Origin of the sequence: Collimonas sp. OK242, assembly GCF_900107095.1 — a bacterium.
GTDB lineage: Bacteria > Pseudomonadota > Gammaproteobacteria > Burkholderiales > Burkholderiaceae_D > Collimonas.
This window is the reverse complement of sequence record NZ_FNOR01000004.1, coordinates 59,312-84,513: the sequence shown is the minus strand read 5'-3', so window position 1 is coordinate 84,513 and position 25,202 is coordinate 59,312. Positions and strand designations below refer to the sequence as shown.

Sequence of the window (25,202 nt, the reverse complement as noted above, 5' to 3'; positions counted from 1 at the left end):
CGTAGAGGAACAGCATGGTCACACCCGAATACGCCAGCAGCACTGAAGTCGAGGTCGAGAGGTGGAGTAACGGCGCCGTCAGCAAGCGCCGCGACGTGGTCGCGGAAGAAGTGCCGGTGGCGCTGGAATACAACGGTATCTCGCATGCAGTGATGATGGCGTCGCCTGCCGATCTGGAAGATTTTGCGCTGGGTTTTTCCTTGACCGAGGGAATCTTGCAGGATCGCAGCGAGTTGTTCGATTGCGAGATCGTCACTGCAGCGGACGGGATTCAGGTGCAGATGCAGATTGCCACCGAGCGTTTTGTCGCGCTCAAGGAGAAGCGGCGCAACCTGACCGGCCGTACCGGCTGCGGCTTGTGCGGCGCAGAAACCCTGCCGCAGGCGGTACGTAAGCCGGCGCCGGTAACTTCCCATGCCCAGTTCTCAGCGGCAGACATATACGCGGCAATGGCCGAGATGCAGAAGCAGCAGCATTTGCAGCAGGTAACCGGCGCTACCCACGCCGCCGCATGGCTACAGGCTGACGGCAAGCTTGCGTGTGTGCGGGAAGATGTCGGGCGTCACAATGCGCTCGATAAATTGATAGGCGCCTTGGCGCAAAAAAATCCCAAACAGGATTTTTCCAGCGGCGCTGTGCTGATCACCAGCCGCGCCAGTTATGAAATGGTGCAAAAGGCGGCGAGCACAGGATGCGGTTTTATCGTCGCGGTATCGGCGCCGACCGCGCTGGCGATTCGTCTGGCGGAGCAGGCCAATGTCACCTTGCTTGGTTTCGTGCGGCAAGCCGGCCATGTGGCGTATGCCCATCCGCAGCGATTGCTGCCATGATCCCCGCCAACACCGACCTGCAGCAGAAAGGGTAGCGCAATGAATGTAGAACACCTGGTGAAGATGGCGAATCAGATCGGGTCATTTTTCGAGAGCATGCCCGACCACCAGCAAGCCATGACAGATCTCACCAGCCACCTGACGCGCAACTGGGAGCCGCGCATGCGGCGCGAATTGCTGGCGTATATCGAAGAACGGGGCGGCGCAGGCCTCAAGCCTTTCGTGCTGGAGGCGATTCAACGGCATCCGGGCGAGCTGCAGTAATTTGCAGTAGTTTGCAGTAAGTAAGCCTCAGCGTAAGAACACCATCTGCGAAGGGCTGCCCAGCCCGGTATACCTGTCGATAAATTCCAGCTTGCCGCTATGCTTGTCGATGGCGAACTGGGTGATATTGTCGCTGCGCTGGTTCAGCGCATAGATATAACGCCCTTGCGGCTCAATCACGATGCTGCGCGGATAGTCGCCGCGGGTCCAGGTTTCCTCTACCCAACTGAGCTTGCCTTGCGCGCCGATGGCGAACTGGACAATGCTGTTGCGCAGGCGGTTCGCCACATACAGAAAGCGGCCGTCGTGGCTCAAGGCAAGGCCGGCGGCAAAACTGGTGCCCTGATAATTTTTCGGCAGGCTTGAGACGGTTTGCTGTTCTTGCAAAGTCCCTGCGGCCTGGTCGAAGTGATAGAGCGTCAGCGTTGAAGATTCTTCATTGATCAGGTAGACATATTTGCCGTTGGGATGAAACACGAAATGGCGCGGGCCGGCGCCGGCCGACGATGCCTTGATGAAGGGCGGCGTATTCGGCGTCAAGCTGCCGCTGCTCTGGTCGAAGCGCCATTGATATATGCGATCCAGCCCAAGGTCGGTGGAAAATGCAAACTTGCCGCTGGGATCGCTGGCGATCATGTGCGCATGCGGACTGTCATGGCCGCTGACGGCAAAGCTGCCGATGGCGGCTGCTTCGGGCCGCGCAGCGCCGGCGGGGCCGGTGCTTTGCCGGACCGACACGGCTGCTAGCAAACTGCCGTCTTCAGCCAGCGGAAAGGAGGCCACTGAACCACTGCCGTAATTCGCGGCGAGCAGATAATTCTGCTTTGGCGTCAGCGCCACATGCACCGGATTCTTGCCTTGCGCATCCTGTTGATTCAATAGCGTCAGCGAGCCATCCGTCCGGTTCACCGCATACGCCGCCAGCACGCCATGCTGGCTATCGTTGTAATTACCTACTTCACTTGCGACATACAGTGTTTTGCCGCCAGCATCGAGATCGAGCTGGGCTGCATTCGGCAGTGTGCTGACGACCTTCACCCGGCTCAGTGCGCCTGACTGGCTATCCACCTTAAACAGGTAGACGCCTGCACCGTTGGGGTGATACGTTCCTACATAGGCAAATAGAGCGGGGGCAGGGGGCGGCGGCGTTTCGGCTTTGAGCGGCATGCTGGTCATGGTGAGTAGGGCAAGGGATAGCGCCATCCTTCTGGAGCGGCGGAAGATAGCTGATGGAATCTGCATATTTTCTCCGGTAGCCGAGCCGGCTGCTTCGGCGTTTCTTTCCAGATTGTTGGCCGGATCGTTGCGACGAATGAATATAGGGTGATCCAAACCGATTGGCAATATGTAAATTCACAGCCGCCATGGATGTACCTTCACCGGAGGCCCGTGTCACGGAGTAAGGTACTGAATTCTCGGGGCAACCATGTTCTCGGCTAAAATGGCGCTCGCACCGAAATTCTAAAGGCCAGGATGGACTTTCAATTCATTAGCCCCAGAAAAAATGCCCTGGTTTACCTGGTCAAGATCGTGACGGGCGTGTTGATCACCTGGTACGGATTGCGCGCCCTGGGTTTGCAGGAGCCGTATTGGGCCTTGATTTCCCTGATCATTGTGACCGAGCCGGATGTCAACCTGGCCAAGGCAAACTTCCGGGCCCGTTTGATCAATACCCTGAACGGCTGCGTGGTTGCATGTCTGGCGCTGGTTGTTCTCGGTCCGGGATTCCTGTCCTTGCTGGTCGCCTTGGCAACATCGGTGCTGGTGGCCATGCTGTTGCAGAACTATCCTGCCAACTGGCGTCTGGGTCCGGCGACCGTGGTTATTTTGATGTCGGCTGCGATCGGCGGCAAAGGCCTGCATCAGGAGCTGCAATATGCTTTGCTACGGGTCGGGGAGGTTATCGCTGGCAGTACCGTGGCATTATTGCAATCATTGGCGTATTCCTATGCACTCAAGCGCCTGGCACCACCCCCAAATTGATGACCAGCCGCCAGGTTCATTGATCGAATCTATTGACGTAATTTCCTTAGCGACACTATAGTGACAAAATGATTTCAGAATTCCATCAATTATCAGAAAAAATCGGCCAACTGGCCGAGCTGACGCACGCCTTGCGTCGCGAAAATGCCGAACTACGCCTGCGCGTGACCGGTTTGCAGAGTGAAAACGAAGAGTTGAAGCAACGCATCGGGGAAGCGCACCAGCGGGTAGCCGCCTTACTCGATAAATTTCCGGCATTGCCGCAAGAACTTTCGCAAAAATCGTTGCAAGATCAGGAGCTTACATGAGCCAGTTAAATGTCAGCATCATGGGCCAGGCATATACCCTGGCTTGCAAAGAAGGCGAAGAGAGGGCGCTGCAGGAAGCCGTCACTTACCTGGATGGCAAAATGACTGCCATCCGCGATGCCGGGAAAATTCGCGGCAATGATCGCATCGCCGTCATTGCCGCGCTTGGCATCGCCGCCGAATTATTGGGAAGCAAAGCCCCCGCAGGTCCGTTGTCCGATCTCACCATGTCGGAAGTAAAGCAGAATATCACTGCGATGCATGCGGTCCTGGACGAAGCCCTGGCTGCACAGGAAGACTTGTTTTAATCGTTGTGGCTAGGGCGCGACGCCTGCCGGCCAGCCATGTATTTGGCCGCTTCGCTGACTGCCTCGCACCAAAAATTTCGCCAAAAAGGGGTTTGACATGGATATCGTTTGGAGTAGACTAACGTCTCCTGCCGTGTTCGCGATTGTCATAAAATCCTTGAACCATTTATACGCAACGGCTGCGGAATTTTGTTCGATAGGTGTGAGCGTCGCTAGTCCGATGAGCCCGAAGTTGAACTAACTGCGGCCAACTTGAATCGCTTTGGTTCAGGATGCCGACAAAGCGGCACAGGCGGGACTTGATTCTAAAGCGGTTGCACATGTGCAGCCGCTTTTTTTATTTCCGACCGCATTTTCCAGTCGAATTTTCCAATTTCATCTTCGATACCAGCTTAGGGACCAAATGAGTTATTGGCTAATGAAATCCGAGCCGGACGACGCCAGTATCGACGACGTATTGGCCATGTCCAAACAAACCATCGCCTGGTACGGCGTGCGCAATTATCAAGCGCGCAATTTCATGCGCGATGCCATGCAGGTCGGCGACGGCGTGCTGTTCTATCATTCCGGTTGCGCCGTGCCTGGCATAGCCGGCCTGGCTGAGGTGGCGAGCACGCCTTATCCGGACGACACCCAGTTTGATCCCAAGAGTAAATATTTCGATCCCAAGGCCGAGCGCGAGAATCCGCGCTGGATGCTGGTCGATGTGCGCGCCCTGAAGAAAACGCGCCTCATCGCCTTGCCGGAATTGCGGCAGCAGGAAGCGCTGGCCGAGATGCAGATCCTGCGCCGCGGCAACCGGCTTTCCATCACGCCGGTCAGCGCTGCAGAATGGCGCTACATCACGACCAAGCTCATGAAGGGGTGAGGCCGCGCGTACCATTTACGTTGTATAACGCTCGCGCAGCACATTTTTTTGTACTTTCCCCATGGTGTTGCGCGGCAGTTCCTCGGCAAAGAACACTTGCTTGGGCACCTTGAAATTGGCAATAGTCGTTTTCATCAGGGCGATTACATCTGCCGTCGTCAGCTTGGCTCCCGGCCGTTTCACGATCACTGCAGTCACCGCTTCACCGAAATCGATATGCGGAATGCCGATCACCGCGGATTCCAGCACGCCATCGATTTCATCTATCACGCTTTCGATTTCCTTCGGATAGACGTTATAACCGCCCGAAATAATCAGATCCTTGCTGCGGCCGACGATTGCCAGGTAGCCCTCGCTATCGATTTTGCCGACGTCGCCGGTCTTGAAATAGCCGTCGGCAGTGAATTCCTCCGCAGTCTTTTCCGGCATGCGCCAGTAACCACGGAATACATTCGGTCCCTTGACCTGGATGTCGCCGATTTCATCGGTAGCGCAGGCCAGGCTGGCGCCATTGCTGTCGGTCGTCATCAAGCGCAACGAGACCCCCGGCAGAGGCAGGCCGACGGTGCCGCCACGCCGCTGCCGGGCGTACGGATTGGAGGTCAGCATGGCGGTCTCGCTCATGCCGTAGCGTTCCAGTATGGTGTGGCCGGTGCGTGCGATAAATTCGGCAAAGGTATCGGCCAGCAAAGGCGCCGAGCCGGACACGAACAAGCGGATGTTGCGGCAAGTGCCGCGCTCGAATCCGCTGTGCGCCAGCAGCCGCACATAATAGGTCGGCACGCCCATGAAAACGGTGCTGCGGGGCAGTTGGCGGCAGACTTCCGCGGCGTCGAATTTCGGCAGGAAAATCATCTTGCTGCCGTTCAGCAGCGCGCCGTTGGCCGCGACCAGCAAGCCATGGATGTGAAACAGCGGCAGCGCATGCAGCAAGACGTCATCCGCTTGCCAATGCCAGTATTGCTGCAACACCAGGGCGTTCGAGCCGATATTGCCGTGCGAAAGCATGGCTCCCTTGCTGCGGCCGGTGGTGCCCGAGGTGTACAGGATCACGGCCAGGTCGTCGGCCTGCTTGTCAACCGTTTCAAATCGGTCCGGATGATGCATGGCGCGCGCCAGCAGCGATCCGGAGTTCCTGCGGCTGTGGCCACCTTCATCCAGCGTAAACAGATGTTGGGTACCGGCTTTGAATGCGATCTGTGCTATCCAACCGAAATTTTGCGGTGAGCAGACGAATACCGCGGGTTCTGCATCGCCGATGAAATAGGCGATTTCGGCGGCGCGGTAAGCTGTGTTCAGCGGCAGGTAGACGAAACCGGCGCGTAATGTCGCCAGATAAAGTATCAATGCCTCGGCTGATTTTTCCACCTGCACGGCGATCCGCGCGCCGCTCGGCAGACCCAGGCTGCTGAGCAAGTTGGCGATCCTGGCGGAGGCGCGCTCGATGTCGCCCCAGGTGTAATACTGGCCATCATGGGTTTCGATGCAGCAAGCGGTTTTGTCGGCAGGAAAGCGCGACGCAAAAAGGGCGTAAAGATTGGCTGTCATGGTCAAAGCGGAAAAGGGGGGCGGGAAGCGTTCGCCCGGCCGCCGTCAGGTGGCAAGGTGAACGCCCGCACTTTGGTTCAGGGTGTCGATTTGCCTGTCAGGGCTTTGGCTGGCGGCGCATCGCCGGCGCCGGCGTACCGGCGCGGATTCCTGTAGGCGATGATCAGCAATACGATGCCCAATACGATCATCGGCGCCGACAGCATCTGGCCGGCGGAAATCGTGATGCCGCCAAACGTCACGTTATAGTCCGGCACGCGGAAATATTCGGTGAAGAAACGGGCGCAGCCGTACAGCAGCGAGAACATGCCGGCCACCGCCATGCGCGGCCGCGGTTTGCGCGAGAACAGCCAGAGGATGATGAACAGCAAAATGCCGTCTACCAGCATCTGGTAAATCGGCGAAGGATGGCGCGGCAGGCTGTCCACATTCGGCCAGATCATGGCCCACGGCAGCGACGGATCGGATACGACCCGGCCCGGCAATTCACCGTTGATGAAGTTGCCGAGGCGGCCGGCGGCATAGCCGAGCGGCACCATGGGCGCGATGAAATCCATGATATCCATCAGTTTGCGGCCGGACTTGCGGCCCCACCACGCCATGGCAATCATGACGCCGATAAAGCCGCCGTGGAACGACATGCCGCCCTTCCAGACCGCGATGATTTCGGCCGGATGGGAAAAATAATAGGCTGGATCATAAAAGAATACCTGCCCCAGGCGGCCGCCGATCACTACCCCCAGCACGCCATAAAACAGCATGTCGTCGATATCTTCCTTTTTCCAGCCGGCGGCGGCAATATGCGGCTGCTTGATCCTGATGCGGCCGACCCAGATGAACTGGATGAACGCCAGCAGATACATCAGGCCGTACCAGCGAACATGGAGCGGTCCCAAAGAGAAGGCGATCGGATCGGGCAAGGGATGAATCAGCATATTTTCTATTTCTTTCTCAAAAAGGGTCCCACAAAGCCTGCTGCGCGGCTCAATCTCTGGCCTGTGATGCTCGCTGTACATCCGTACAGCTGCGCTTCTCGACCAGACTACTTGAACCAAGTCAGCGTAGCTGAGGCTACGGCTTTGAGCGACCCCAGAGTTGTAAAAAGGCTTGCAGCACCGGTGAAACATTATCACGGCGCCAGGCCAGGCCGGTTTCCACCAGCGGCGTCTGATCCTGCAATTCGCGATAGTCGACCCCCGGGCGTTGCAGGTTCGACACCGATTGTGGCACAAGCGCGATCCCCATGCCAGCCGATACCAGGCCGACGATGGTTTGCATCTGGATCGCTTCCTGGCCGATATGCGGGGTGACGCCGGCGGACCGGAAGCAGCCCAGGATGGTGTCGTGAAACCCCGGCGAGATGCGGCGCGGGAAAATGATCAAGGGCATATCTGCGAGGGAGCTCAATGCGATCTTGCCCTTGCTGCGCAAAACCTTGAGGCCGCTGGGCGCCGCCAGGATCAGCGGCTCCGATAAAACCGGCTGGTAATCCAGCGCCAGCTTGGCCTTGTCGGGTAAAGGCGGAATCAGCAGGCCGGCATCGATCCTGCCTTCCATCAACTGCGCCAGCTGGAGATCGCTGGTGGCTTCCTGCAAGTCGATTTGCACTTGCGGATAGGCTTCGCGGAAGGCGCGCAGCAGCGGCGGCAAGATGCTGTAATCGGCAGTGGAGACGAACGACAACGTGAGCAAACCGGATTCGCCGGAAGCCGCACGCCGCACCAGATCGGGCAGGGTGGCAGCCTGCTGCAACAGGCGTTGCGCCTCAGGCAGCAGCGCCAGCCCGGCCGGCGTCAGGGCAACGCTGCGTTTGGTGCGTGCAAACAGCGGCGTGCCAAGATTGGCTTCCAGCGCCTGGATGGCTTGCGATAACGGCGGCTGCGTCATGTGCAGCCGCAGTGCGGCGCGGCCGAAATGCTTTTCTTCGGCAACCGCCACGAAATAGCGCAGTTGTCGCAGCTCGATATTCATAAATTCATCATCAATTCGTAAACAGCCCGCATCTAATAAAAAAGCCGGAGAAGCGCCGGCTTTTGGTGTTGCGGTTCCTGCGAATGTCAGCGGCCACGGCCCTTATGATTCTCAAAGGTTTTCTTGACCCGGTCCCGCCTGGTCTTTTCGATTTCTTCGTGCGCTTTTCGCTTGTCCAGGCCGAGCATCCGCTCCAGGAATTCAAACCAGATAAAGGCAATCGCCATCAGGCCAGCGATCCACCACCAGGACATGCCGGCAAACGGACCAATCTCGAAGTATTTTAACGCTATTAACGAAACGATAATAATAATCAGTGGCATGGCTTTCCCTTTTCTTTGCGGAAAGGATAGGGCGAAAGATGCCTGTGGTCAACGGATGTTGATCTGATATGTTGAATTTCTGATGCATGTGGGTGTTTCTGGGATATGAGACAATGCGGGCGGGCAGGTAAAATGGTGTCACATTTTTTTTGACGGAGATAAGAATGAAACGTTTGTTGATCTGTGCCTTGCTTGGCGCAATGGCCTCAGGTTCCGCTCTGGCGGATGCCGGTCTGGATCTGGCGAAAGCCAAGAACTGTCTGGCTTGCCACGCGGTGGCTAACAAGGTGGTCGGTCCTGCATACAAGGACGTTGCAGTGAAATTCGCCGGTCAAAAAGGCGCTGAAGACATGCTGGTGCAGAAAGTCTTGAAGGGCAGCACAGGCACCTGGGGCGCGATCCCGATGCCGGCCAATCCGCAAGTGAGCGAAGCCGAAGCGCATACGCTGGTGAAATGGATTTTGTCGCAGAAATAATGGCGCAGGCCATGCCGCAAACAGGGCGCTCAGGTGAGCGCCTTTTTTTACGGCTGGAAGTTTGAACAAAGGCGTTCAACAAAAGCGATAAAAAAAAAGCGTCCCGGCAACCGGAACGCTCTTCGGCTGGCACTCGAAAACGAGAACAGTTGAACCGTTATTTAGTCACTGCAAGCTGGGTACGCTGGCCATTCCTGTAGGTATACAAAGTGATCGTGCCGTCCTTGATGTCGCCCTTGGCGTCAAACGAGATCATGCCGGTTACGCCCTTGTGGTGAATCTTGGCCAGTTCCGGCAGGTATTTTTTCGGATCGGCCGACTTGGCTTTTTGCATGGCGTCTGCCATGGCCATCAAGGCATCGTAGGTGTACGGCGCATAGATCACGACGTCCTTGCCGTATTTTTGCTTGTAAGCTGTCTTGAAATCGTCCAGGCCTTTTCTGGCGGACTCTTCCACGCCGCCGGCTTCGGCGCAAATCACTTGATCGTTGCCGATGCCGTCACCTGCCAGTTTTGGCAGGTCGGAAGTGCAGATGGCGTCGCCACCCATGAATTTTGCCGTGATGGCCAGTTGCTTCATCTGGCGCAGCATAGGGCCGCCGCCGGCATCCAGTCCGCCGAAGAACACGACATCAGGCTTCTTGGCCTTGAACGAGGTCAGGATCGCATTGAAGTCGGTCGCCTTGTCGTTGGTGTATTGGGTCGCCACAATGGTTATGCCGGCCGCTTTGGCTGCCTTGGTGAATTCTTCCGCCAGGCCTTGGCCATAGGCGGTACGGTCGTCGATCACGGCTGCGGTTTTGGCATGCAGCGTCTTGGCGGCATAACGGCCTAGGGCGCTGCCCAACTGGCTATCGCTAGCCACTACGCGGAAGGTGGTGTTGAAATTTTGCTGGGTATACTTTGCGCTGGTAGTCGAAGGCGAAATTTGCGGGATGCCGGCGTCGTAGTAAATTTTCGATGCAGGAATCGACGTGCCCGAATTGACGTGGCCAATGACGCCGGCAACTTTGGCGTCGACCAGTTTTTGCGCTACTGCAGTGGCTTGTTTCGGATCGGATGCATCATCTTCCGCCATCAATACGAATTTGGCTTTCTTGCCATCCAATATGATGCCTTTCGCGTTCAACTCTTCGATCGCCATCTTGGCGCCGTTTTCATTGTCCTTGCCGATGTGAGCGATGGGGCCGGTGATGGGGCCGACGTGGGCGATCTTGACCACTTGTTCCTGCGCATGAGCGCTCGCAGACAGGGCCAATGCGATGGCAGCGGCCAATGGAATCATTTTCATTTTGTGCACCAGATTTCCTCCTAAGGATTTGCGGCGAAATTAATAAATTAATAAATTAATGAATTAATGGTAAAAAATTTTTAGACAGTCGACTTCAATCGCTAGTTCGGTTTGTCCGGGGTGTTAAACGGTACAACATAAGAATAGCTTCGCAAAGCGCTTTTATATGTTTTTTTATCAATTCTGCAGAATGATATGTGTAATCCGCGGAGCGGCGAGAGCGCAAAATAAAAAAACGCCCCTAACGTTAAGCCAGGGACGCTTCCAGAAACGGCAGGTGAATGTTACTTAGTGACGGCCAGCAAGGTGCGCTTGCCATCCTTGTAGGTGTACAAGGTCAGCGTGCCGTCCTTGATATCGCCCTTGGCGTCGAAGGCGACCATGCCGGTCACGCCCTTGTGATGGATCTTCTCCAGTTCCGGCAGATATTTTTTCGGATCGGCGGAGTTGGCTTTTTGCATGGCTTCCACCATGGTCATCACCGAGTCGTACGAGTAGGGCGCATACAGTTTGACTTCAGTGTTGTATTTTTTCTGGAAGGCTGTCTTGAAATCGTCCAGGCCTTTTTTACCCGAATCTTCGACGCCGCCGGCTTCCGCGCACACCACCTGATCGTTGATCACGCCATCGCCTCCCAATTTACCCAGTTCGGCAGTACACATGCCGTCGCCGCCCATGAACTTGGCCTTGATGCCGAGTTGTTTCATCTGGCGCAGCATCGGGCCGGCAACTGCATCCATGCCGCCGAAGAAAATCACATCCGGATTCTTGGCCTTGATTGAAGTCAGGATGGCGTTGAAGTCGGTCGCCTTGTCGTTGGTGAACTGGGTTGCGACGATATTGACGCCGGCGCTTTTGGCGCCCTTGGCGAATTCCTGCGCTACCCCTTGGCCGTAAGCGGTGCGATCGTCGATCACGGCGATATTCTTGGCCTTCAGCGTGTTGGCCGCATAACGTCCCAGCGTGCCGCCCAGCTGGCCGTCGTTGGCGACGACGCGGAATACGCTGTTAAAACCTTGCTGGGTGTATTTCGGGCTGGTGGCGGCCGGCGAGATTTGCGGGATGCCGGCATCGTAGTAGATCTTGGAAGCAGGAATCGTGGTGCCTGAATTCAGGTGGCCGATGACGCCGTCGATCTTGGCATCCACCAGTTTCTGCGCTGCGGCCGTGCCCTGCTTGGGATCGGATGCATCATCTTCTGTCAGCAGTACGAATTTGATTTTCTTGCCGCCCAGGGTAACGCCCTTGGCGTTCAATTCTTCGATCGCCATCTTGGCGCCGTTTTCCATGTCTTTGCCGAGGTGGGCCGAAGGGCCGGTCACCGGACCGACATGGCCGATCTTGACGATTTGTTCCTCGGCGCAGGCCGAGCCGGCAGCGCCCAGGGCCATCGCGATTGCTGCAGCCAACGGCAACATTTTGTTCTTCATCTGCACGTGTTTTCTCCTAAGGATTAAGTAAGCAAAGATTTTCCCGCCATTTGTTCAGCGGAACATGTAAACATTACAACAGAAAAAAATCTTCGCATAGGGTTTTCCTGTGTTTTTGACAACGCCATCACGGCTAAGGTGGGGGAATGCAGCTTGGGATAAAGAGGATATTTGGCGCGAAGCGGCGCTGGCGGGGAGATAAGCGGCAGCCGCTTCTTGCGTAACTGCCGGCAAATTCTTTGATGCGTGCAAATGCGTAATATTGCGCAATAAAAAAAACGCCCCGTCAGACGGGGCGTTTTTGGATGCTGCGCGAGACGATTATTTTGTCACGGTCAGCAAAGTGCGCTTGCCATCCTTGTAGGTATACAAAGTCAGCGAACCGTCCTTGATGTCGCCCTTAGGATCGAACGAGATCACGCCCGTCACGCCCTGGTGGTGAATCTTGGCCAGTTCCGGCAGGTATTTTTTCGGATCAGACGATTTGGCTTTTTGCATGGCGTCAACCATGGTCATCAGCGCGTCGTATTCATACGGTGCGTAGATCACGACTTCCTGGTTGAATCGCTTTTGGTAAGCCACCTTGAAGGCGTCCAGCGCTGCCTTGCCGGCATCTGGCACACCGCCAGCTTCGGCGCAGACTACCTGGTCGTCTTTCAAGCCTGCACCGGCCAGCTTGGCCAGTTCAGTGGTGCACAGGCCGTCGCCGCCCATGTATTTGGCTTTGATGCCGAGCTGGTCCATCTGACGCAGCATCGGGCCGCCGACCGCATCCATGCCGCCGAAGAAGATCAGGTCAGGATTCTTGGCCTTGATGGAGGTCAGGATCGCATTGAAGTCGGTCGCCTTGTCGGTCGTGAACTGGGTAGCGACGATAGTACCGCCGGCCTTCTTGGCGCTCTTGGCGAACTCTTCCGCAACCCCTTGGCCGTACGCGGTACGGTCATCGATCACGGCAATGTTCTTGGCCTTCAGCGTATTGATGGCGTAGCGACCCAGGGTGCCGCCCAGCTGGCCGTCGTTGGCCACCACGCGGAACGCGGTGTTGAAGCCTTGCTGGGTGTACTTGGGATTGGTGGCGGATGGCGAGATTTGCGGAATGCCTGCATCGTAATAAATCTTCGATGCCGGGATGGTGGTGCCGGAATTCATGTGGCCGATAACACCCTTGACCTTGGCGTCCACCAGCTTCTGCGCAACTGCAGTCCCTTGTTTCGGATCGGAGGCGTCATCCTCGGAAGCCAATACGAAGGTAACTTTTTTACCGCCGATCATGGTGCCCTTGGCGTTCAGTTCTTCGATCGCCATCGTAGCGCCGTTTTCATTGTCCTTGCCGATGTGGGCGTTAGGACCCGTAAGCGGGCTGACTTGACCGATAGTGACGACTTCTTGAGCTGAAACAGGGCCGGCAAAGGCGAAAGCCATTGCAATTGCGCCAGCCAACGGAATCATTTTGATCTTGTTCTGCATGAATATCCTCCTGAGGATTTAAAATAAAACAATCTAATTACAGTTTCACCATCCGCTGCTTATCTATTATTTATCCAGACTTATCCGAATAAAGCAACGTTACAACATAAAAAACGCTTCGCATAGCGGTTTTTGCGAATTCTTAAAACAGCTGACGCAGCCCTTAATCCCCTTGGCATGAGCAAACATCACACCCTAGACAAAGTCGATCGTAAACTGCTGAACTTGCTGCAGCGCGACAATCAGATGCCGACCCGCACCCTGGCCGATAAAGCGCACATTTCCCAGCCAACCTGCCTGCGCCGCTTGCGTGACTTGCGCGAAGCCGGCATCATCAGCGCCGATGTCTCCCTGGTCGATCCGTTCGCACTCGGTTACGGCATGCTGGCGTTTCTTGAGATCTCGCTGAATCACCAGTCGGACGAGCACATGCAGGAATTCGAGCTGCGCATGAACAAGGAAGCCGAAGTCATGCAATGCTATTTCGTGTCCGGCGATTACGATTATTTCCTAGTCGTGCATGTGATCGATATGGATGCCTATTATCAGTTTGTGCGCCGGGTCATTTCTGGTTCCGGCAATGTCCGCCATTTCCAATCTCGCTTCCCTATGAAGCGCGCCAAGTTCGTCACACGGGTCGCCTTCGACGAGAAGCCGGCAACGGTCGAGGTGCGCATCGCCAAGTGATGCACTTGAACAGTGCGCCTTAACAACAAAAATAGCGGCGCAACTGATTCACGCAGACACATACGCAAAAACCGCGCCATGTCGCAACGGATCGCAACAGTTGAAGAAAGCAGATAAAAAAAAGACCGATGCTGGCGCCAGCATCGGTCTTTTTCATTGCCTTGCTACAGCAGGCGTAACAGCATTCATGCCTGCACAGGGCGCGGCAAAATCAATGGTTGCGGCGCCTGCCGCGGCATGCCGGTAAAGGCAAAATCTACCTCCGGCCGGCGGCCCGAGACGATCTCGGCGATGGCGCGGCCGGAACCGCAGCCCATGGTCCAGCCGAGCGTGCCATGGCCGGTATTGAGGAACAGGTTGCCGATTTTGGTTTTGCCGATATACGGCACGTTGGATGGCGTCATCGGGCGCAGGCCGGTCCAGTAAACCGGATTGTCGTAGTCGCAGCCGTCCGGGAACAGCTCGCGGGTACGGCGTGTGATCGCTTCGCAACGGGTGGTGTTGAGTTCGCGCGTGTAGCCGTTCAGTTCGCAGGTGCCGGCCACCCGCAGGCGATCGCCCAGGCGCGACACCACCAGTTTGTAGCCGTCGTCGGTCAGCGAGACGCTTGGCGCGGCTTCGGAATTGGTAATCTGATAGGTGGCGGAATAACCTTTGCCCGGATAAATCATCAGTTCGATACCCAGCGGTTTCAGCAACGGTGTCGAGAAGCTGCCCATGGCAACCACGAAAGCGTCGGCATGCAGCACTTCGTGACGGCCGTCGGCATTGATGACTTCGACGCCGGTGATCTTGGCGCCGGCGCCGCTGCCTTCGGTAATCAGGCGGGTGACGCTGGTGTTGTACTGGAAATTCACGCCGGCTGCGGCGGCTTTATCGGCCAGCCCTGAGGTGAATTTGTAGACGTCGCCGGATTCATCGGTGGCGGTAAAATCGCCGCCGACGATCTTGTCGCGGATACGGGCCAGGGCCGGTTCGATCTTCACCACTTCGTCGGCGCTGATCGAGTCGCGCGGGCAGCCCAGGTCGCGCATCAGTTGCGCGGCAGGCAGCGAGATATCGAATTCTTTTTGTTCGGTGTAGAAATGCAGGATGCCGCGTGTCAGGCAATCATAGTCGACGCCGGTCTCGGCGCGCACCGCTTGCAAGGTCTGACGGCTATATTCGCAGATGGCGACGATTTGGCGGATATTGTCGTTGGTGCGGGCTGGCGTGCATTCGCGCAGGAAATTCAGCGCCCATTTCCATTGCAGCCATTCCGGACGGAAGCGATACAGCAACGGCGCATCTTCCTGCCCCAGCCATTTCAACACCTTCAACGGCGCTTGCGGATTGGCCCAAGGCTCGGCATGCGATACCGAAATCTGGCAGCCGTTGGCAAAACTGGTCTCTTGCGCCGCACCCGGCTGGCGTTCGATCACTGTCACATCGTGACCTTCCTTGTTCAGGAACCAGGCAGAGCTAGTGCCGATAACGCCGGCGCCCAATACAATTACTTTCATCTCATCTCCAAAAACCACCGTTTTTAAACAAAATTACCGCTTTTCAATAGCGCTATTGTAAGAAAACTTAGATTTTTTAGGCGATCAAAATGAGATCTATTTTTTTTACTTTTATCTACGGCACTGAAAATAGTGATTGGAAATCAAAAAAAATACGCTAAATATTTGTTTTTTTTAATTTGATTAATTCCAGGCTTACTGCTCGGCAAATCACCTCGTCCAGGGTCTGATGCAAGCCGCTTCTGATTTGCGCCGCCATGCCTTCCACCGCGGTCTGCAACACGTCCGCCAAGCCATCACGGACGCGCTGTTCGATGACAAAATCGATGCGGTCCTGCAGTTGCTGCAATACTTTTTCCCTTACCTCAGCCTCGAGCCGCTCCCAGTCATACTGGCTCAGCGTGATCTCCGGCTGTGCCGAGGGCAACTCGACACTGTCTTCGTCATCGATTGCCGATGCTGCGGCGCTGACAATAGCCGCCGGCGGCGTCTCTATAATGTCGGTCAAAGTCGGTAGCGGAACAATGACCTCGGTCAATAAAGGGATATTGGCGTCATGTTTACCGTTGGTCATTGCAAAATCCTCATACGTTGTCAGCAACAAAATGGGTCAGCGGATAACCGCGTTGCTGGTAAAAACGATAGCGCTCGCGCCCGCCGGCCTTGTCGTCTTCGGCCAGCGAGATGATTTCGAACATTCTTTCGAAGCGGGCGAAATGCTGTGGCGTTCTGCCGGACAGATTGACCAGGATCTGGTGATGCGGCCACTCGGTTTCTTCATCGGCGGCCAGAATCACCGGGGTTTGTGCCGCCAGCGGATCGCCGGCTCTGACGTGCGGCAAGAAGTCGTGCTCGGAAAATGTCCAGAGCGCTTGGTCAAGCATCGCCAGATCCTCGGCATTACTGCCCAATATGACGATCTGGCGTTGCGCCATGCGGGCTTTGCGCACCAGTCGGCAGGTGTACAGAAATTTGTCCGAAATATTGGTGTGAAAGTCGATTTGCGTCATGAGTGATGATAGTGGGGCGGCAAGATCTTAAAAGCGGAAACCGGGAGGCGCGTTACCTGCCGCCGGCAGGGCGTCGCCGTTATTGGGGCTGCTGCTGGTGTTGGTGGCCGGCGCCGCGGATTTATTCGGCGAGGCGGCGCCAGGCGCGGCGGCTACCGGCGCGGCATTGCGATAGGTTTTTGGCAAACGATTGCTTTCCGGGTAGCCGGCCGCAGTCAGCGCGGTGCCCCAGGCGGCTGCCGAGAAGCCGCTTTCCTTGCTGCCGCCAACGGTCAGCACGGGCAACTGGTCTTCCTTCGTATTCTTGCGTAATGCAGCAATGTCTTCATTGCTCTTCACGGTTTTTTCGCTGAACGGGATGCCGCGTTCGTTCAGCATTTTGCGGCCATCGTCGCAGGGGATGCATTTTTCCGAGCTATACAGGGTGACAGGATGGTTCTTGACCGCCAGCGCCAGTTCATACGGCAGGCCGTCGCCGCTGTTGCTGCTGTCGCCGGCGCCGGTTTTCTGTGGCATCACCTTGCCGGCGGCCGGCGGCGTATCGCTATAAGTGACCTTGCCATCCGGGCCGGTGGATTTATACAGTTGCGCCTGTACGCTCGCGGCCGACATCAGCAAAAAAAACATTGCAGCGGATTTTATTCCAACCTTCATTCTCTTCCCCTTGTTATAAAAATCGCCGGCCTGCGGCGAAGATTTGCCTGTGTTGGTACTGCTATGCCGCCATGCCGCTATGCCGCAGCAGGGCGTCGATGCTTGGTTCGCGTCCGCGAAACGCCTTGAACGATTCCAGCGCCGGACGTGAGCCGCCGACGGCCAGGATTTCGTCGTGGAATTTCTTGCCGGTCTCAGCCGACACCACATTCCCGCCGCGCGCGGCCGCTTCTTCAAACGCGCTATACGCATCGGCCGACAATACCTCAGCCCATTTGTAGCTGTAATAGCCGGCAGCATAGCCGCCGGCGAAAATGTGGCCGAAAGAATGCTGGAAGCGATTGAACGGCGGCGGGTTGATGACTGCGATCTTGGCTCGCACCTGGTTGATTAGGTCTTGCACGCTTTGGCTGCCATACGGATCGTAATCGTCATGCAAGCGCATATCGAACAAGGAAAACTCAACCTGGCGCAGGGCTTGCAGGCCGGACTGGAAATTCTTGGCGGCGATCATCTTGTCGTACAGCGCGCGCGGCAAGGGCTGGCCGCTTTCCGTCTCGGACGTCATGTGCTGCAATACTTCCCATTCCCAGCAAAAGTTTTCCATGAACTGCGAAGGCAATTCGACCGCATCCCACTCGACGCCGGAAATGCCGGATACGCCGATCTCGTCAACCCGGGTCAGCATGTGATGCAAGCCGTGGCCGAATTCGTGGAACAGGGTGATCACCTCGTCATGCGTAAACAAAGCCGGTTTGGCGACGCCGTCAACCACTGCCGGCGCGGTGAAATTACAGGTCAGGTAGGCAATCGGGGTTTGTATTTCACTGCCGAGGCGGCGCCGGGCGCGTGCATCGTCCATCCATGCGCCGCCGCGCTTGCCGTTGCGGGCATACAGGTCGAGATAGAACTGGCCGATCAGCTTGCCGTCTTTTTGAATCCGGAAAAACTTGACGTCCGGGTGCCACACCGTGGCCTGGTCGGCGCTGATGTCGACCGAAAACAATTGCTGCACCAGCTGGAACAAGCCTGCGACCACGACCGGTTCCGGGAAATATTGTTTTACTTCTTGTTCCGAAAAAGCATAGCGCTGCTCGCGCAGTTTTTCGGCGGCATAGGCCAGATCCCAGGCTTCCAGCGAGGCCAGGCCCAGTTGTTCTGCGGCGAAGGTGCGCAGCTCGGCCAGATCTTGCTCGGCGAACGGGCGCGCGCGCTGGCCCAGGTCTTCCAGGAAATGCATCACTTCGACAGGCGTTTTTGCCATCTTAGGCACCAGCGACAGCTCGGCGTAATTCTTGAAGCCCAGCAGTTTTGCTTCTTCATTGCGCAAACGCAGGATCTCGACAATGTTGGCGCTGTTGTCCCATTCCGGTTTTTCGCCCAGCTCGGATGCCTTGGTGGCATTGGCGCGATACATTTTTTCACGCAAGGCGCGGTCGTCCGCATATTGCAAGACCGGGAAATAAGACGGGAAGTGCAGCGTGAATTTATAACCGGGCCTGCCATCCTGCTCGGCTGCGGCGCGCGCGGCCTGGCGCACGTCGTCCGGCAATCCTGCCAATTCGGCCTCGTCGTTGACAAACAAGCCGTAGGCGTTAGTGGCGTCGAGAATGTTTTCCGAGAACCGGGTGGTCAGCGCCGCGTGCTTTTCCTGGATTTCGGCGAAACGGGTCTTCTGGGCCGGCGGCAGTTCTGCTCCACCGAGCCTGAAATCGCGCAGCGCGTTGTTGACTATCTTGCGCCGCGGCGCCGACAGATCGGCGAAATCGAGGTTGTTCCTGATGGCCTTGTACTTATCGAACAAGGCCAGGTTTTGCGCCAGCGCGGTCCGGAACTCGATCAGTTTCGGCTGGTTCTCGTTATACGCGGCACGCAATTCCGGCGTATCCGCTACCGCATTCAAATGGCTGACAATGCCCCAGGCGCGGCTCAATTTTTCGGTCACGTGTTCCAGCGGGACGACGAAATTGTCCCAGGTGACCGCATCGGTCGACGTTTCCAGCAGGGCGACGACGGTATGCGCCTGCTTCAGCAGCGCGGCAATCGCCGGCGTGATGTCGGCCGGCGTGATTTCGTCAAACCTGGCCAGGCCGGTGAAGTCGAGCAGGGGATTGCTGGCGTTGGTAGCGGTAGATGTCATTGCAATTACATTCTTTCTGCGGCTTCGATGGTGTTGACCAACAACATGGTGATGGTCATCGGGCCGACGCCGCCCGGCACCGGGGTGATGTAGCCGGCGACTTCCTTGGCGTTGGCAAAGTCGACGTCGCCGCACAGCTTGCCGTGATCGTCGCGGTTCATGCCGACGTCGATCACGGCAGCGCCCGGCTTGACCATGTCGGCGGTAACGATATTGCGTTTGCCGGTAGCCACCACCAGGATATCGGCCATGCGGGTATGCAGCCCGAGATCGCGCGTCTTGGAATTACAGATGGTGACAGTGGCGCCGGCTTGCAAGAGCAGCATGGCTTGCGGCTTGCCGACGATATTCGAGGCGCCGACGACCACGGCATGGGCGCCGCGCACCGGGAAGTTGACCGATTCCAGCATTTTCATCACGCCGTAAGGAGTACACGGGCGGAACAGCGGCTGGCCAGTCATCAACAGGCCGGCGTTGCTGACATGGAAGCCGTCGACGTCTTTTTCTGCAGCGATGGCTTCGATCACTTTGTGGGCATCGATATGCGCCGGCAACGGCAGTTGCACCAGGATGCCGTTGATCTTCGGGTCATGATTCAAGGCGGCTATACGCGCCAGCAGGGCCGCTTCGGTCAGGTCTGCATCGTATTTCTCCAGCACTGAATGCAAGCCGTTGTCTTCGCAAGCCTTGACCTTGTTGCGCACATACACCTGCGAAGCCGGGCTGTCGCCGACCAGGATCACCGCCAGGCCGGGCTGCTTGCCCTGTGCGGTCAGTACGGCGGCGCGCTTGGCGACATCGGCGCGTAGTTGTTTGGAAAGGAGGTTTCCGTCAATCAGTTGAGCTGGCATAGTGGTGGCGTGAAAATTGAAAGCAAAGCAGGATTATAAGGGGTGCGCCCCTCATAAGTTTGCACCAGCAGCGAGTTCCTTGCGGATTCTTGTAAATTTGCTGAAGATTGCCTATTTGATAAAGCACGCTGTCGGCCAGCGCGATTTTCACCTGTCGATTGCGCTCTGGCCGACATCCAACGCGTTCTTTCATTTTCGGCTATTCTCGCCTTCTACGACCCGAGTTACGGGCAGCAATAACGTCGCGACATCAAAAAATCACGAAATCATGAAATCATGAAATCACCAAAGGCCAACCAGCCCAAGATGATGGATTTGAACGCAAAGGATGCTGAATTGACTGATCATTACACTCGCCGGCTGGCGCTGCTAGGGCAAGAGCAGCATCGCGGCTTGCTAGGCCAGGGCTTGCGCGGCATCGAGAGAGAAACCTTACGGGTTGACGGCAACGGCCGGCTGGCCCTGACGCCGCATCCGCGCGCGCTGGGCTCGGCGCTGACGCAGCCGCAGATCACGACCGATTATTCGGAATCGCTGCTGGAATTCATTACTCCGGCGGAGCACGACATAGGAACGGCGCTGACCGAGCTGGATGCGATCCATCGTTTCGTCTATTCGAAGCTGGGTGACGAATTGCTCTGGAGCCAGTCGATGCCGGCCCATTTGCCGGCGGAAGAGCAGATTCCGATCGCCTGGTACGGCACATCGCACATGGGCATGCTGAAGCACGTCTACCGGCGCGGCCTGGCGCTGCGCTATGGCAAGCGCATGCAATGCATCGCCGGCATCCATTACAACTATTCGCTGGCGGAAGGACTGTGGCAGGTCTTGCAGGAAGCTGAAGGAGCCGACGGCACGGCGATGCATTTTCAGTCGGAAAGTTATATCGCGACGGTGCGCAATTTCCGCCGCTACAGCTGGCTGCTGATGTATCTGTTCGGCGCATCGCCGGCCCTGTCGACCTGTTTTCTCGACGGCCGCCAGCATCGCCTGGAACAGCTGGACAAGGACACCTTGTACCTGCCTTACGCCACCAGCCTGCGCATGAGCGACCTTGGCTACACCAGCGCAGCCCAGGCGCGCCTGACGCCGCAGTTCAACAGCCTCGACAGCTACGTCAAGAGCCTGGCACGGGCGGTCAGCCAGCCTTACCCGCCCTATGAAACAATCGGCACCCATCGCGACGGCGAGTGGGTGCAAATCAATACCAATATCCTGCAAATCGAAAACGAGTACTACTCGACGATCCGGCCGAAACGCGTGATCAATTCGGGCGAGCGGCCGATCCAGGCGCTCTCTGCGCGCGGCGTGCAATACATCGAAGTGCGCTGCATGGACATCGATCCGTTCGAGCCGATGGGCATCAGCCTGGAAACTTCGCGCTTCCTCGACGCCTTCCTGCTGTTCTGCGCGCTGGACGACAGCCCCTTGACCAGCGATGAGGAAAGCCTGGAAAACACCGAGAATTTCTCGCGTGCGGTGAAAGAAGGGCGGCGTCCCGGATTGCAATTGCGGCGCGACGGTAATCCGGTCGGCTTGCAAACCTGGGGCAAGGAATTGCTGGAGCGGATCGGCAAGGCTGCGGCTTTGCTCGACGCTCAGCGCAGCGACGGCGTCCATGCGGCATCGCTGGCAAAACAAAGCCTCAAGCTGGACCAGGTCGAACTGACGCCGTCGGCGCAGGTATTGTCTATTCTGCAGCAGAACAAGGAATCGTTTGCCAGTTTTGCGCTGCGTCAAAGCAAGGCGCATGCGGCTTATTTCCTGGCGCATCCTCCCAGCCCGGAAGAACGCAATTATTTCGAAACTCTGGCCGCCGCCTCACTGTCCGAACAGGAGAGCCTGGAGCGTAGCCAGACTGGCGATTTCGATACCTTCGTCGCGGCTTATCGCGCCAGCACCTTGGGCAATATGAGCGTTTAAGCGGGTGTTTAAGCCAAGTCGCCGGGCATAGTGAATGGCAATCCCGGCGATAGTTTTAAATGCAAACTAGATTGCTTGCAATTTAATTTTGAACTATGTAATATTCAAGCCATGGAAACCAGCAAACAGCCAAGCGCAAGCATCCCGTCCGAGTTATTCGGGCCGGAAAGCCTGTTGCTGGATAATCAGTTGTGCTTCGCGTTGTATTCGGCATCGCTGACCATGACCAAGATTTACAAGCCGCTGTTGCAGAAACTGGGCCTGACTTATCCGCAGTACCTGGTGTTGCTGACCTTGTGGGAGCGCGATGAACTTACCGTGTCGGCCTTGGGCGAGCGTCTGTATCTGGATTCCGGCACACTGACGCCGCTGCTCAAGCGCCTGGAAAGCAGCGGATTTTTACGCCGCCAGCGTGCGTCCCACGATGAGCGCCAGGTGATCGTCAGCCTGACTGCCGCGGGTAAAAATCTGCGCCAGCAGGCAAGGGCGATACCGCAGCAGGTGAGCTGCAGTGTCGAATGCTCGCTGGATGAATTGCATGCCCTGACCAAGGAGCTGCAGCGGTTGCGTGCTGCGATGGCCGGCAATCTTGCTTGAAGATGGACGGCTCGGTTGTCTATTCGTTATAAATTGTGAGCAATATAATTGTGTGATTTTGTAGTGCTTTTATGTGGCGCTTTTATGTGAGTTTCATTCTTGCGTCATGTTGATGTTGTATCTTTTGATCCGGATCGTCAGTACGGCCGACTGGTTTGATCCAAAGGATTTCCCGAACGGCCAATAAAGGAAACAATCATGTCAGTTGAAAATATCTTGTATACAGCGCAAGCCACAGCAACCGGCGGCCGTGACGGCCGTGCTGTCTCGTCCGACAATGTGCTGGACGTCAAATTGACGACGCCGAAAGAATTGGGCGGCGCCGGCGGTGTCGGCACCAATCCTGAACAATTGTTTGCCGCCGGCTATTCTGCATGCTTCATCGGCGCAATGAAATTCGTCGCCGCGCAAGAAAAAATCACCTTGCCTGCCGACGTGGCGATTACCGGCCTGGTTGGCATCGGCGTGATTCCTGGCGGTTTTGGCATTGCAGTAGAGTTGCAAATCTCCTTGCCTGGCATGGATGCCGGCGCAGCTGAAGCGTTGGTCGACAAGGCGCACAAGGTTTGCCCATATTCCAACGCCACGCGCGGCAACGTCGACGTTACCCTGACTTTGGTGTAATTCCGACATAACACTTCTGATGCAGCGATAGAGGCGGAAGGCATGCCTCAGTTCCCCAGCCTGGCTTGCCAGGCTTTTTTGTCATCATATTTAGAAGTAGGGTGAGCTCCCATGCCCACCTTACCTGCTGAGCTTGAAAACAGCGGCGGTCTGCGCTAGTTGGGCCGCCTGGTCCTGCAGACTTTGAGCCGCCGCTGCAGCTTGTTCGACCAACGCGGCATTTTGCTGGGTAATATCGTCAATGTGCCCCATGGCCCGGTTGATCTCTTCGATGCCGCTGCTTTGTTCTCTTGTCGCGGCGGTAATTTCATGCATGATGTCAGCCACTCGCTTGACTGCGGCGACTATGCCCTGCATGGTCTGACCTGCCGCATCCGCGAGCTTGCCGCCGGCATCAACCTGTTCCACCGATGCGCTGATCAAGCCTTTGATTTCCCTGGCGGCAGCGGCCGAGCGCTGGGCCAGGTTACGCACTTCCGCCGCAACTACGGCAAAACCGCGGCCTTGTTCACCAGCCCGTGCGGCTTCGACTGCGGCATTGAGCGCCAGAATATTGGTCTGGAAGGCGATACCGTCAATCACGCCGATGATGTCGTGGATTTTGGCCGAGCTATCCTTGATTGCGCTCATGGTGGCCACCACCTGGCCGACAGCCTGGCCGCCCTCAAGCGCCTGTCCCGATGCAGTGATGACCAGCTGGTTGGCGTGCTGGGCACTGTCGGCGCTATGCTTTACCGCAGCCGTGAGTTGTTCCAGCGAGCTGCCGGTTTGCTCCAGCGAACTGGCTTGCGATTCGGTGCGGGCCGACAGATTGGCATTGCCCTCAGCGATTTCTTGCGAGGCGCGCGCCATCTCGCCGGTGCCTCGCCGGACATTGCCGATGACGCCGGTCAAGCCCTGGCTGATGCCGTTGATAGCTTGTTCCAGCTGACCGATTTCGTCGCCCCGATCGCTTGATAATATGACGGACAGATCACCCGTCGCCAGCAGTTGCGCAGCCTGCTTGACTCTTTCCAGCGGCTGGCTGATGTTGATACGGATCAGCCAATATAGCGCCGCGATCATGATCAATACTGCAGCCAGTCCGAATACTGCGTTGCGATTGCGTAGTGTAGTGATCTCCCGAGTTAATTCGGTGGTGTCTTCATTACCGACAATCAGCCAGTTCCAGTTCTTGTACAAGGCGAAGGCAGCGACTTTTTCCGAACCCTTGACCGCACCTTCCTGCAAGGTGTAGCGCGTGCTACCTTCCTTGCGTTCCAGGATTTCCCTGATAAATTCGCGGCCGTCGGCATCCTTGAGCGCCAGTATGTTTTTATCTTCGTCGACCGGCGCAATCAGCAGCTTGCCCAGGTCTTTGCCCTGATTGGCGTTGAGTACGTAGAAATAACCGGTATCGCCCAATTTGACCGAGCGGATGCGTGCTTTCAGAGTTTCTATATCGCTGCCGATATCCACTCCGACAAACAGCGCGCCGACGATATTGCCGGCTTCATCCTTAACCGGGTTGTAGGCCGTCATGTACTCCTTGCCGAACAAAGTAGCGCGGCCGATATACGACAGACCGCTTTGCAGGCGCGCGTATCCGGGATGGCCATGGTCGAGTACGGTGCCGATGGCGCGCTCGCCGTTTTCCTTCTTGAGAGAGGTCGAGATCCGGATGAAGTCGTCGCCGTTTTTAATAAAAACCGTCGCTACCGCCCCGCTCGCAGCGGTAAAGCTGTCGGCGATGGAAAAATTCATGTTGATGATGTTGTTGCCGTTCTTCAGCACCAGTATCGACTTGCGCGCGACGTCGACAGTCTTGCCATTGTCGATCGAAAACTTTTCGGGAAAATAACTCGCCAGCAAAAGTGAGAAACGATCGGCTTCGCTTTTATGGCTGGCATCGAATGTGTCCAGCATCTGGATCATGGTGCTGGTCCTGCCGGAAATATCGCGCGCCCCGCGCTGCTCCAGCAGCTCTGAAGCAGAGCGGGCGCTGGCCCAGCCATAGACCAGGAAAATCAAGGCGACCAGTAAAAAGGTAAACAGGCTGAGCTTGATGCCTACATTGAGGTTACTGAAGAATTTGTTACTCATTGACTATCCTTTTTATTTTTAGATGAATTGGCAGTTTTTGTGCTGATCCGATTAACACCAAC

General features: G+C 56.7%; 26 protein-coding genes and 1 other RNA gene. 12 read left to right on the top strand and 15 right to left on the bottom strand.

The window, feature by feature from the left end:
* The first annotated feature begins 14 nt into the window (after positions 1-14).
* Together fdhD and BLV81_RS05070 are read left to right on the top strand one after the other, a co-directional pair.
* Positions 15-830, top strand: a complete 816-nt coding sequence (gene fdhD, locus BLV81_RS05075; protein ID WP_092353085.1) for a formate dehydrogenase accessory sulfurtransferase FdhD — start codon at positions 15-17, stop codon at positions 828-830.
* A 39-nt stretch (positions 831-869) separates the two neighbouring features.
* Positions 870-1,094, top strand: coding sequence for a formate dehydrogenase subunit delta (locus BLV81_RS05070; protein ID WP_092353083.1), 225 nt, complete (start codon positions 870-872; stop codon positions 1,092-1,094).
* A gap of 27 nt (positions 1,095-1,121) precedes the next feature.
* Here BLV81_RS05070 and BLV81_RS05065 read toward each other — a convergent pair whose 3' ends face one another.
* Positions 1,122-2,426 carry a lactonase family protein gene (locus BLV81_RS05065; protein ID WP_255364966.1) on the bottom strand — a complete coding sequence of 435 codons (1,305 nt, stop codon included), beginning with the start codon at positions 2,424-2,426 and terminating at the stop codon, positions 1,122-1,124.
* Positions 2,427-2,567: 141 nt separating this feature from the next.
* On the opposite strand from BLV81_RS05065, the gene BLV81_RS05060 reads away from it, so the two are divergent.
* The 5 genes from BLV81_RS05060 (at position 2,568) to BLV81_RS05040 (ending at position 4,561) form a co-directional block, all read left to right on the top strand.
* On the top strand, positions 2,568-3,077 hold the full coding sequence (locus BLV81_RS05060; protein WP_092353081.1) for an FUSC family protein: 510 nt from the start codon (positions 2,568-2,570) through the stop codon (positions 3,075-3,077).
* 68 nt (positions 3,078-3,145) lie between these two features.
* Positions 3,146-3,385: a coiled-coil domain-containing protein gene (locus BLV81_RS05055; RefSeq protein WP_092353079.1), complete on the top strand. Its 240-nt coding sequence runs from the start codon at positions 3,146-3,148 to the stop codon at positions 3,383-3,385.
* A complete protein-coding gene (locus BLV81_RS05050; RefSeq protein WP_092353077.1) occupies positions 3,382-3,693 on the top strand; it encodes a cell division protein ZapA in 312 nt (103 codons plus the stop codon). Before BLV81_RS05055 ends, BLV81_RS05050 begins: the two co-directional genes overlap by 4 nt.
* A gap of 122 nt (positions 3,694-3,815) precedes the next feature.
* A non-coding RNA gene (gene ssrS, locus BLV81_RS05045) (6S RNA) lies at positions 3,816-3,996 on the top strand.
* A gap of 100 nt (positions 3,997-4,096) precedes the next feature.
* Positions 4,097-4,561, top strand: a complete 465-nt coding sequence (locus BLV81_RS05040) for an EVE domain-containing protein (RefSeq protein ID WP_092353075.1) — start codon at positions 4,097-4,099, stop codon at positions 4,559-4,561.
* 15 nt (positions 4,562-4,576) lie between these two features.
* Here the strand turns inward: BLV81_RS05040 and BLV81_RS05035 are convergent, their stop codons facing one another.
* From BLV81_RS05035 to BLV81_RS05020, 4 genes are all read right to left on the bottom strand, one after another.
* Entirely contained in the window at positions 4,577-6,109 is a 1,533-nt protein-coding gene (locus BLV81_RS05035; RefSeq protein WP_092353073.1) for a malonate--CoA ligase, read from the bottom strand.
* 77 nt (positions 6,110-6,186) lie between these two features.
* Complete coding sequence (gene lgt / locus BLV81_RS05030) at positions 6,187-7,044, bottom strand: prolipoprotein diacylglyceryl transferase (protein ID WP_092353071.1); 858 nt, start codon at positions 7,042-7,044, stop codon at positions 6,187-6,189.
* A 136-nt stretch (positions 7,045-7,180) separates the two neighbouring features.
* Positions 7,181-8,080 carry a LysR family transcriptional regulator gene (locus tag BLV81_RS05025; RefSeq protein ID WP_092353069.1) on the bottom strand — a complete coding sequence of 300 codons (900 nt, stop codon included), beginning with the start codon at positions 8,078-8,080 and terminating at the stop codon, positions 7,181-7,183.
* A gap of 86 nt (positions 8,081-8,166) precedes the next feature.
* Complete coding sequence (locus BLV81_RS05020) at positions 8,167-8,403, bottom strand: TIGR04438 family Trp-rich protein (protein WP_092353067.1); 237 nt, start codon at positions 8,401-8,403, stop codon at positions 8,167-8,169.
* Positions 8,404-8,567: 164 nt separating this feature from the next.
* Between BLV81_RS05020 and BLV81_RS05015 the strand changes: the two genes are divergently transcribed.
* A complete protein-coding gene (locus BLV81_RS05015; RefSeq protein ID WP_092353065.1) occupies positions 8,568-8,879 on the top strand; it encodes a c-type cytochrome in 312 nt (103 codons plus the stop codon).
* Positions 8,880-9,036: 157 nt separating this feature from the next.
* Here the strand turns inward: BLV81_RS05015 and BLV81_RS05010 are convergent, their stop codons facing one another.
* The 3 genes from BLV81_RS05010 to BLV81_RS05000 form a co-directional block, all read right to left on the bottom strand.
* Entirely contained in the window at positions 9,037-10,164 is a 1,128-nt protein-coding gene (locus BLV81_RS05010; protein WP_092353399.1) for a branched-chain amino acid ABC transporter substrate-binding protein, read from the bottom strand.
* 290 nt (positions 10,165-10,454) lie between these two features.
* Positions 10,455-11,600, bottom strand: a complete 1,146-nt coding sequence (locus BLV81_RS05005; RefSeq protein WP_369823806.1) for a branched-chain amino acid ABC transporter substrate-binding protein — start codon at positions 11,598-11,600, stop codon at positions 10,455-10,457.
* A gap of 321 nt (positions 11,601-11,921) precedes the next feature.
* On the bottom strand, positions 11,922-13,070 hold the full coding sequence (locus BLV81_RS05000) for a branched-chain amino acid ABC transporter substrate-binding protein (protein WP_092353061.1): 1,149 nt from the start codon (positions 13,068-13,070) through the stop codon (positions 11,922-11,924).
* A gap of 177 nt (positions 13,071-13,247) precedes the next feature.
* On the opposite strand from BLV81_RS05000, the gene BLV81_RS04995 reads away from it, so the two are divergent.
* Positions 13,248-13,757 carry an Lrp/AsnC family transcriptional regulator gene (locus tag BLV81_RS04995; protein WP_061539076.1) on the top strand — a complete coding sequence of 170 codons (510 nt, stop codon included), beginning with the start codon at positions 13,248-13,250 and terminating at the stop codon, positions 13,755-13,757.
* Between the two features lie 185 nt (positions 13,758-13,942).
* Here the strand turns inward: BLV81_RS04995 and BLV81_RS04990 are convergent, their stop codons facing one another.
* From BLV81_RS04990 to folD, 6 genes are all read right to left on the bottom strand, one after another.
* Entirely contained in the window at positions 13,943-15,259 is a 1,317-nt protein-coding gene (locus BLV81_RS04990; RefSeq protein ID WP_092353059.1) for a D-amino acid dehydrogenase, read from the bottom strand.
* A gap of 157 nt (positions 15,260-15,416) precedes the next feature.
* Positions 15,417-15,863, bottom strand: coding sequence for a hypothetical protein (locus BLV81_RS04985; RefSeq protein WP_143036282.1), 447 nt, complete (start codon positions 15,861-15,863; stop codon positions 15,417-15,419).
* Complete coding sequence (locus BLV81_RS04980; RefSeq protein ID WP_092353055.1) at positions 15,844-16,269, bottom strand: DNA polymerase III subunit chi; 426 nt, start codon at positions 16,267-16,269, stop codon at positions 15,844-15,846. The genes BLV81_RS04985 and BLV81_RS04980 overlap by 20 nt, the downstream gene beginning before the upstream one ends.
* Positions 16,270-16,296: 27 nt before the next feature.
* The gene (locus BLV81_RS04975; RefSeq protein ID WP_092353053.1) at positions 16,297-16,923 is read right to left on the bottom strand and encodes a glutaredoxin family protein; all 627 of its coding nucleotides are present in this window, start codon (positions 16,921-16,923) and stop codon (positions 16,297-16,299) included.
* Positions 16,924-16,984: 61 nt separating this feature from the next.
* The gene (locus tag BLV81_RS04970; RefSeq protein ID WP_092353051.1) at positions 16,985-19,063 is read right to left on the bottom strand and encodes a M3 family metallopeptidase; all 2,079 of its coding nucleotides are present in this window, start codon (positions 19,061-19,063) and stop codon (positions 16,985-16,987) included.
* Between the two features lie 5 nt (positions 19,064-19,068).
* Positions 19,069-19,914 carry a bifunctional methylenetetrahydrofolate dehydrogenase/methenyltetrahydrofolate cyclohydrolase FolD gene (folD, locus tag BLV81_RS04965; protein WP_092353050.1) on the bottom strand — a complete coding sequence of 282 codons (846 nt, stop codon included), beginning with the start codon at positions 19,912-19,914 and terminating at the stop codon, positions 19,069-19,071.
* A gap of 336 nt (positions 19,915-20,250) precedes the next feature.
* On the opposite strand from folD, the gene gshA reads away from it, so the two are divergent.
* The 3 genes from gshA (at position 20,251) to BLV81_RS04950 (ending at position 23,058) form a co-directional block, all read left to right on the top strand.
* Positions 20,251-21,837, top strand: a complete 1,587-nt coding sequence (gshA, locus tag BLV81_RS04960; protein WP_092353398.1) for a glutamate--cysteine ligase — start codon at positions 20,251-20,253, stop codon at positions 21,835-21,837.
* A 111-nt stretch (positions 21,838-21,948) separates the two neighbouring features.
* Entirely contained in the window at positions 21,949-22,434 is a 486-nt protein-coding gene (locus BLV81_RS04955; RefSeq protein ID WP_092353048.1) for a MarR family winged helix-turn-helix transcriptional regulator, read from the top strand.
* A gap of 198 nt (positions 22,435-22,632) precedes the next feature.
* Entirely contained in the window at positions 22,633-23,058 is a 426-nt protein-coding gene (locus tag BLV81_RS04950; RefSeq protein WP_092353046.1) for an organic hydroperoxide resistance protein, read from the top strand.
* Between the two features lie 120 nt (positions 23,059-23,178).
* Here the strand turns inward: BLV81_RS04950 and BLV81_RS04945 are convergent, their stop codons facing one another.
* Positions 23,179-25,140: a methyl-accepting chemotaxis protein gene (locus BLV81_RS04945; RefSeq protein ID WP_092353044.1), complete on the bottom strand. Its 1,962-nt coding sequence runs from the start codon at positions 25,138-25,140 to the stop codon at positions 23,179-23,181.
* Between the last annotated feature and the right edge of the window lie 62 nt (positions 25,141-25,202).

Coding starts and splice junctions, on each gene's coding strand:
- fdhD (WP_092353085.1), top strand. CDS start 15: ATGGTCACACCCGAATACGCCAGCAGCACTGAAGTCGAGGTCGAGAGG.
- BLV81_RS05070 (WP_092353083.1), top strand. CDS start 870: ATGAATGTAGAACACCTGGTGAAGATGGCGAATCAGATCGGGTCATTT.
- BLV81_RS05060 (WP_092353081.1), top strand. CDS start 2,568: ATGGACTTTCAATTCATTAGCCCCAGAAAAAATGCCCTGGTTTACCTG.
- BLV81_RS05055 (WP_092353079.1), top strand. CDS start 3,146: ATGATTTCAGAATTCCATCAATTATCAGAAAAAATCGGCCAACTGGCC.
- BLV81_RS05050 (WP_092353077.1), top strand. CDS start 3,382: ATGAGCCAGTTAAATGTCAGCATCATGGGCCAGGCATATACCCTGGCT.
- BLV81_RS05040 (WP_092353075.1), top strand. CDS start 4,097: ATGAGTTATTGGCTAATGAAATCCGAGCCGGACGACGCCAGTATCGAC.
- BLV81_RS05035 (WP_092353073.1), bottom strand. CDS start 6,109: ATGACAGCCAATCTTTACGCCCTTTTTGCGTCGCGCTTTCCTGCCGAC.
- lgt (WP_092353071.1), bottom strand. CDS start 7,044: ATGCTGATTCATCCCTTGCCCGATCCGATCGCCTTCTCTTTGGGACCG.
- BLV81_RS05025 (WP_092353069.1), bottom strand. CDS start 8,080: ATGAATATCGAGCTGCGACAACTGCGCTATTTCGTGGCGGTTGCCGAA.
- BLV81_RS05020 (WP_092353067.1), bottom strand. CDS start 8,403: ATGCCACTGATTATTATTATCGTTTCGTTAATAGCGTTAAAATACTTC.
- BLV81_RS05015 (WP_092353065.1), top strand. CDS start 8,568: ATGAAACGTTTGTTGATCTGTGCCTTGCTTGGCGCAATGGCCTCAGGT.
- BLV81_RS05010 (WP_092353399.1), bottom strand. CDS start 10,164: ATGATTCCATTGGCCGCTGCCATCGCATTGGCCCTGTCTGCGAGCGCT.
- BLV81_RS05005 (WP_369823806.1), bottom strand. CDS start 11,600: ATGAAGAACAAAATGTTGCCGTTGGCTGCAGCAATCGCGATGGCCCTG.
- BLV81_RS05000 (WP_092353061.1), bottom strand. CDS start 13,070: ATGCAGAACAAGATCAAAATGATTCCGTTGGCTGGCGCAATTGCAATG.
- BLV81_RS04995 (WP_061539076.1), top strand. CDS start 13,248: ATGAGCAAACATCACACCCTAGACAAAGTCGATCGTAAACTGCTGAAC.
- BLV81_RS04990 (WP_092353059.1), bottom strand. CDS start 15,259: ATGAAAGTAATTGTATTGGGCGCCGGCGTTATCGGCACTAGCTCTGCC.
- BLV81_RS04980 (WP_092353055.1), bottom strand. CDS start 16,269: ATGACGCAAATCGACTTTCACACCAATATTTCGGACAAATTTCTGTAC.
- BLV81_RS04975 (WP_092353053.1), bottom strand. CDS start 16,923: ATGAAGGTTGGAATAAAATCCGCTGCAATGTTTTTTTTGCTGATGTCG.
- BLV81_RS04970 (WP_092353051.1), bottom strand. CDS start 19,063: ATGACATCTACCGCTACCAACGCCAGCAATCCCCTGCTCGACTTCACC.
- folD (WP_092353050.1), bottom strand. CDS start 19,914: ATGCCAGCTCAACTGATTGACGGAAACCTCCTTTCCAAACAACTACGC.
- BLV81_RS04955 (WP_092353048.1), top strand. CDS start 21,949: ATGGAAACCAGCAAACAGCCAAGCGCAAGCATCCCGTCCGAGTTATTC.
- BLV81_RS04950 (WP_092353046.1), top strand. CDS start 22,633: ATGTCAGTTGAAAATATCTTGTATACAGCGCAAGCCACAGCAACCGGC.
- BLV81_RS04945 (WP_092353044.1), bottom strand. CDS start 25,140: ATGAGTAACAAATTCTTCAGTAACCTCAATGTAGGCATCAAGCTCAGC.